Below are 5,890 nucleotides of genomic sequence, written 5' to 3' on the forward strand. Positions count from 1 at the left end.
CTCCGCCGTTGATCCGCGGCAGATGAATCATGTTCCGCAACCGGCGTCGAGGCCCGACTATCTCAGCACCCTGTTAGGAAACGTCCCGGGTCACGGGGCCTGACAACCCGGGGCCTTTTGCCATTTCGGGGTGCCCCGAAGACACATCGCGCCTGCCCGCCGCCTGGTCGTCGCCTGCCGCTCGCACACGCAATTTCGCTTTGTGCGAGCGGCAGGCGGTGGCACTATACCTGTGCTTGAATTTCAGAAAATAGACTCTCGCAAGAGGTATTTCATGGAACATTCCGGAAAATACGCCGCCGAGTTCATCGGCACCTTCTGGCTGACCTTCGGCGGCTGCGGCGCGGCGGTGCTGTCCTCGGCCTTCCCCGAGGTGGGAATAGGCCTCCTCGGCGTCTCGCTCGCCTTCGGTTTGACGGTGCTCACCATGGCCTATGCCATCGGCCACGTCTCGGGCTGCCACCTCAACCCGGCGGTGACCGTGGGGCTGGCGGTCGGCGGGCGGTTCCCGATGTCGGACGTGCTGCCCTACATCATCGCGCAGGTGCTGGGCGCGGGGCTCGGGGCGGCGGTGCTCTACGTGATCGCCAGCGGCGTGCCAGACTTCGACGCGGCCGCCTCGGGCTTTGCCGCCAACGGCTACGGCGCCCACAGTCCGGGAGGCTATTCGCTGATGTCGGCCTTCGTGGCCGAACTGGTGCTCACCATGATGTTCCTCTTCATCATCATGGGCACGACACACGGGCAGGCGCCGGTGGGCTTCGCGCCTCTGGCCATCGGGCTGGCGCTGACGCTGATCCACCTGATCAGCATCCCGGTCACCAATACCTCGGTGAACCCGGCGCGCAGCACCGGGCCCGCGCTTTTCGTGGGCGGCTGGGCGCTGTCGCAGCTCTGGCTGTTCTGGCTGGCACCGCTCATGGGCGGCGCGCTTGGCGGGGTGCTGTACCGCTGGCTCAGCCCGACGCCGACGGGCAGCGTCGAGGGCGGTGTTCCCAGCAGCTGACCCCCCCCGGCCGGTCAGGGGGCTTCTCAGGGGGCTTCGGGCTCTTCCGACAGCAGCTTGACCAGCTCGCCCTTCATCTGCTCGAGCTCGTCGCGGTAACGCGACGGGCCGAGAATGCTCAGCGCCGCGTCGAAATCGGCGAGCACTTGCGCCTCAGCGTCCTCGATGGCGGTCATCATGTCGCCGTCGATGTCCTCGAACATCGAGCGCAGCGACACCGAGGTGCGGTTCACCGCCGCCCGCAGCCCGCCCGAGCGGTCGGGCTCGCCGCCCAGCGCGGTGATGGTTGCGGCGATGCGGTCGCACTGTTCGAGGTGCAATCCCCGGAACTTGAGCGCGATGTGGCGGAAATCGGGTTCGGCCTTTTCGGTCATTTCCTCGAACCAGGCATGGGTCTCGACGCTGCGGGACAACAGGTCCTGCAGGGTCACGAGCTGGTCCTCGGTGGCATTGATCGGCTGAACATCGTTCATGGCGTCTGTCCTCGACTGCTGTCCCCGACCGGGGCGTCACGCACCAACGCCGCAATGCGGCGAGGGGTTCCCGCCGGGGTGCCGAGGGTTTATCCGGTGGCCCCCGTGGCCCCTACCCCAGCGCCGCCACCGCGCGCGCCAGCGTGTTGAGCCCTGTCACGAGGTCGGCCTCGTCGGTGTCCTCGGCGAAATCGTGACTGATGCCGCCGATCGAGGGCACGAAGAGCATCGAGACCGGCATCAGCCGCGCCACGTTGGTGGCATCGTGCAGCGCGCCCGAGGGCATCACGCGCCAGCGGTCGGGCGCCTCGTCGCTCGCGGCCCGTTCGAGCGCGCCGCGCAGGCCGGGGTCCATCGCCACCGGGTCGAGCCCCAGCATCGGGCCAAAGCCCGGCTCCATCCCCATCTCCTGCGCGGTCTCGGCGGCGGCGGTGCGGATGATCTCTTCCATCCGCGCCAGCCGGTCGGCATCACCGTCGCGCCACTGCATCGAGAAGCGCACCCGACCGGGTACGATGGAGGCCGCGTTGGGGTGCACCGCCACGTGGCCGATGGTCCAGACGGTCTGCGGCGTCACCACGTTGGCGAAGCGCTCGGCGATGCGCGCGTTGAAGGCCGCAAGCGCCTGGAACGCGTCGCGGCGCAGGTGCATGTCGCGGATGCCGACGATGGCATCGACCACCCCCAGCTTCTCGCCGCTGCTGTCGAGCACCGGCCCCTGTTCGATGTGCATCTCGATGTAGCCGCTGAACCGCCCGGGATCGACGAAATCGCCGCGCCGCACGCCGAAGCGAGCGCGGGCCTCGGCAAAGCTCAGGCCCCCGGCATCGTGCAGCGCGTCGGCGCCCTCGAGCGTCTGGTTGCCGGCCCAGACCGAACTGCCGGTGGTGACGCCAAAACGCCCCTCCTCGTCCTCGAAGGACACCACCGAGACCGGCGGCCCGCCCGCGGCGCGCGCCGCGCGGGATATCTCGAGCGCCGCGATCACCCCGAGCGCGCCGTCGAGCCAGCCGCCCTCGGGCTGGCTGTCGGAATGCGAGCCCATCAGCAGCGAGCGGCCCCCGGCGAGCCCGAAGAGCGAACCCACCGGGTCGTAGTGCGGCTTGAGCCCGGCCTCGGACATGCGCATCGCCAGCCAGTCGCGCGCGGCGATGTCGGGATCCGAGAAGCCCGGGCGCGACACCCCCTTGCCGACGCCAGAGGCCCCGAAGCGGCGCAGGGCGTGCAGGTCCTTGAGGAAACGGTCGGGATCGACGGGCAGCATGGGCGCACTCCTTTGACCGCAAGCCTGCGCCCGGGTCGGAGCGATGTCAATTTATCATGAGAAATTCAGCGCCACCGAAATGGAGGGCCGCGAGGGCCTGCCTCAGGCCCGCGCCATGATCCCAGCGGGCAGGCGCGAGGGATTGTCTCAACTCCGGCACCATGAGCCCATCAGGCGGGCGCGAAGTCCGCCTCAGCCCTTCACCATGATCGCCTCGAGCCGCGCCCGCGCCGTGTCGGGGATCGGCGTCGGCCGGGTGTCGGGATCCACGGCCACGTGGACGAAGAACCCCTCCACGCAGGCGATGTCCTCGTCGTTGCGGAAGATGCCGATCTCGAAGCGCACCGAGCTCGTGCCCAGCTTGCCGACCCGAATGCCCGCGTGCAGCACGTCGGGAAAGCGCGCCTCGGCGTGGTAGGTGGCGCCGCTCTCGACCACGAGGAAGCGCAGGCCGCCCTCCTGCGCGATCTCCATCCCCTGCTCGATCTGCCAGAGGCTCACCACCGTGTCGAAATAGGACAGGTAGGTAACGTTGTTGATGTGACCGTAGGTGTCGTTGTCCTTCCAGCGGGTCTGGATCTCGCGGAAGGCATGGTAGGCGGAGCGGGGTTGCGGGGGTCTGCGTGTCATCCGGATTTCAGCGCCCTGAAGGCGGCCGAGGCGCCCCAGCCCGCGGCGATGGCAATCACCAGCGACAGCAGGCCGTAGAGCGGCGGCTGGTTGCGCGAAAGGTTGTAGAGCCAGCGCTCGAGCCCGACCTTGCCGACCTGGATCACCGAGGCGTGCTGCGAGACGACGCGGCCGCCGCGGGTCAGGTAGACGCGGGTGGTGTACTCGCCCTCGACGATGTTGGCCGGCATCGAGATCGCGGTGTCGAAGAGCGTGCTTTCGCGCAGCTCGACGGTGTTCGGGCGCTGCTGGTAAAGCCCCTTGCTTTCGCGCAGGCGGATCAGCGCGTCGGTGAAGCTCTGCGAATCCTCGATGCTCATCGGCGCCCCCACCGAGCGGATGGCGCGCGCGACCGAGACCCGGTGGCGCAGATCCTCGACCGCGTCGGTGTTGACCCAGATGCCGAGCCTTCGTTCCTTGCGCCAGACGGTGGCCGGGGTGACCGGCCCCGCGACGGTGACAATCACCTGCAGCGGCGGGTCCGAGCGGATCGGGGCCTCGCGCTTGACGGCACCGAAGATCAGGATCTCAGAGCCGTCGAAATCGGCGGTTATGTTCACGCTGTCCTTGCTGAGCCCCATGACCACTTCCTCGGCCCGGAGCGGCAGCGCGACCAGCGACAGCAGAAGGAGAAGCAGCGCCCGCATCATTCGCCCCCCGTCCCGAGTTCGTAGAGGTCGGCCGGGGTCAGGAACAGGTCCAGCGCCAGCTTGAAGCAGACCAGCAGCACCAGCGAGGCCAGCGCGATGCGCAGCTGTTCGGCCTTGAGCCTCGTGCCGATGGCGGTGCCGAACTGCGCCCCGATGACACCGCCGATCAGCAACACCAGCGCCAGCAGCACGTCGACCGTCTGGCTGGTGATGGCGTGGGCCATGGTGGTGAAGGCGGTGACGAAGATGATCTGGAAAAGCGAGGTGCCGACCACGACCTTGGTGGGCATCCCCAGCAGATAGATCATCGCGGGCACCATGATGAAGCCGCCGCCCACGCCCATGATGGCCGAGAGCACACCGACAGAGACCCCGACCAGCAGCGGCGGAATCGCCGAGATATAAAGGCCCGAGGTGCGGAAGCGCATCTTGAAGGGCAGCCCGTGGACCCAGCCGTGATGGCGGCGCTTGGGCACCGCGCCCTTCTTCGAGCGGCGCAGGGCGTTGAGGCTCTCGATGAACATCAGTCCGCCGATGATGCCGAGGAAGACGACGTAGCAGAGCCGCACCAGCAGGTCGACCTGACCCAATTGCTTGAGAAGGTTGAAGATCCAGATCCCCAGAGCCGCCCCCACGAGACCGCCGCAGAGCAGCACCGTGCCCATGCGCAGGTCAACCGTCCGTCGCTTGAGATGTGCGAGCACCCCCGAGACCGAGCTGGCGACGATCTGGTTGGCGCCGGTGGCAACCGCCACCGCGGGCGGGATGCCCATGAAGAACAGCAGCGGCGTGATCAGGAAGCCGCCTCCCACGCCGAACATGCCCGAGAGAATTCCCACCAGCCCGCCAAGGCCGAAGAGCAGGAAGATGTTGACCGAGACCTCGGCGATGGGGAGGTAGATCTGCATGGCGCGACTTTGCGAGCGCGGCGATAATTTGGCAAGCGGCGGAAGACGCTTTGTCTTCGCGCCTGCAGCAGTTTCGCCACCCTGCTCCGGCGCGACCGTCAGCGCGCGCGAAGGCCGGGCGCGCGCAGCAGCAGCCAGAGGCAGAAGCCGCTCTCGGCCAGTATCGGCAGCAGGTAGGCGGGCGCGAAGGCGGCGCCGAGCTCGGGCGCGAGGAAGCGCAGCGCGCTGCCCGCGATGTAGACCAGCCCCGACGCCGCGATCAGCCAGCCCAAGAGCGCCGGTCGTGCCCCGGCGCGCGCCAGCAGCCAGCCGGTGAGCAGGCAGTTCACCCCGAAGAACACCAGCCCGAGGTCGTAGCCGTGCGCCTGCAGCGCCATGGCAAGCTGCGCCGTCGCGGCCCCTGCCTCGCCCTGCATCTCGAGCGTCAGCAGCGCCCCCGCCTGGAACAGCAGCGACGCGGCGATCAGCCCGGCCTGCACCAGACGGAAGACCATCGCCGCCAGCGCCACCGGCGCGCTGACCGGGCGCAGGAGCTGGTAGAGCAGCACCGCCAGCGCCACGTCGGCGAGCGCCATGACGGTGTCCGCAGCGAGGCTCGCCCGTAGAAGCTCCGGCGCCGCGAGGATCCGCGCCGCCGTCTCGGCCGCGTTCCCCGGCACCACCAGCGCCCCGCGAAAGGCAAGCTCGCTGGTGAGGCCAAGTGCGATGATGCCGAGATAGAGCACGCCTGCGGCGCGGGCGGCGCCGAACGGGCGGCTACGGGCGGAGCTGGCAGGACGGGCGTCGAACATCGGGGCGCGGCTCCGGCGGCTTGGAGGGTGCCCCGAGACTAGGGGGTTTTGCCGTCCCTGAGTACCGTTTTCAGGCCCAGATTCTTCTGGTCCGGATTGCAGGGCGTCCCCTGCCCGGGCCCGGCTCAG

General features: G+C 68.8%; 7 protein-coding genes. 1 reads left to right on the forward strand and 6 read right to left on the reverse strand.

Annotated elements, in window-relative coordinates:
* The first annotated feature begins 274 nt into the window (after positions 1-274).
* Positions 275-1,006: an aquaporin Z gene (gene aqpZ / locus HC022_RS17535; protein ID WP_040383639.1), complete on the forward strand. Its 732-nt coding sequence runs from the start codon at positions 275-277 to the stop codon at positions 1,004-1,006.
* A gap of 26 nt (positions 1,007-1,032) precedes the next feature.
* Here the strand turns inward: aqpZ and HC022_RS17540 are convergent, their stop codons facing one another.
* From HC022_RS17540 to HC022_RS17565, 6 genes are all read right to left on the reverse strand, one after another.
* Entirely contained in the window at positions 1,033-1,479 is a 447-nt protein-coding gene (locus HC022_RS17540; protein WP_167453292.1) for a DUF2383 domain-containing protein, read from the reverse strand.
* 112 nt (positions 1,480-1,591) lie between these two features.
* On the reverse strand, positions 1,592-2,743 hold the full coding sequence (locus HC022_RS17545; RefSeq protein ID WP_167453293.1) for a hydantoinase/carbamoylase family amidase: 1,152 nt from the start codon (positions 2,741-2,743) through the stop codon (positions 1,592-1,594).
* A gap of 192 nt (positions 2,744-2,935) precedes the next feature.
* Positions 2,936-3,373 (reverse strand): thioesterase family protein, encoded by a 438-nt coding sequence (locus HC022_RS17550; protein WP_167453294.1) that lies wholly within the window; start codon positions 3,371-3,373, stop codon positions 2,936-2,938.
* Entirely contained in the window at positions 3,370-4,059 is a 690-nt protein-coding gene (locus tag HC022_RS17555; protein WP_167453295.1) for a TIGR02186 family protein, read from the reverse strand. The genes HC022_RS17550 and HC022_RS17555 overlap by 4 nt, the downstream gene beginning before the upstream one ends.
* Positions 4,059-4,970, reverse strand: a complete 912-nt coding sequence (locus tag HC022_RS17560; RefSeq protein WP_008883410.1) for a sulfite exporter TauE/SafE family protein — start codon at positions 4,968-4,970, stop codon at positions 4,059-4,061. The genes HC022_RS17555 and HC022_RS17560 overlap by 1 nt, the downstream gene beginning before the upstream one ends.
* Positions 4,971-5,068: 98 nt before the next feature.
* A complete protein-coding gene (locus HC022_RS17565) occupies positions 5,069-5,761 on the reverse strand; it encodes a DUF4386 domain-containing protein (RefSeq protein ID WP_167453296.1) in 693 nt (230 codons plus the stop codon).
* Positions 5,762-5,890: the final 129 nt, after the last annotated feature.

The organism is Salipiger sp. HF18 (assembly GCF_011806505.1).
Classification (GTDB): Bacteria; Pseudomonadota; Alphaproteobacteria; order Rhodobacterales; family Rhodobacteraceae; genus Salipiger; species Salipiger thiooxidans.

Bases quoted from the DNA above. Each gene is read 5' to 3' on its own strand.
- HC022_RS17550 (WP_167453294.1), bottom strand. From the start codon at position 3,373: ATGACACGCAGACCCCCGCAACCCCGCTCCGCCTACCATGCCTTCCGC.
- HC022_RS17560 (WP_008883410.1), bottom strand. From the start codon at position 4,970: ATGCAGATCTACCTCCCCATCGCCGAGGTCTCGGTCAACATCTTCCTG.
- HC022_RS17565 (WP_167453296.1), bottom strand. From the start codon at position 5,761: ATGTTCGACGCCCGTCCTGCCAGCTCCGCCCGTAGCCGCCCGTTCGGC.
- HC022_RS17540 (WP_167453292.1), bottom strand. From the start codon at position 1,479: ATGAACGATGTTCAGCCGATCAATGCCACCGAGGACCAGCTCGTGACC.
- HC022_RS17555 (WP_167453295.1), bottom strand. From the start codon at position 4,059: ATGCGGGCGCTGCTTCTCCTTCTGCTGTCGCTGGTCGCGCTGCCGCTC.
- HC022_RS17545 (WP_167453293.1), bottom strand. From the start codon at position 2,743: ATGCTGCCCGTCGATCCCGACCGTTTCCTCAAGGACCTGCACGCCCTG.
- aqpZ (WP_040383639.1), top strand. From the start codon at position 275: ATGGAACATTCCGGAAAATACGCCGCCGAGTTCATCGGCACCTTCTGG.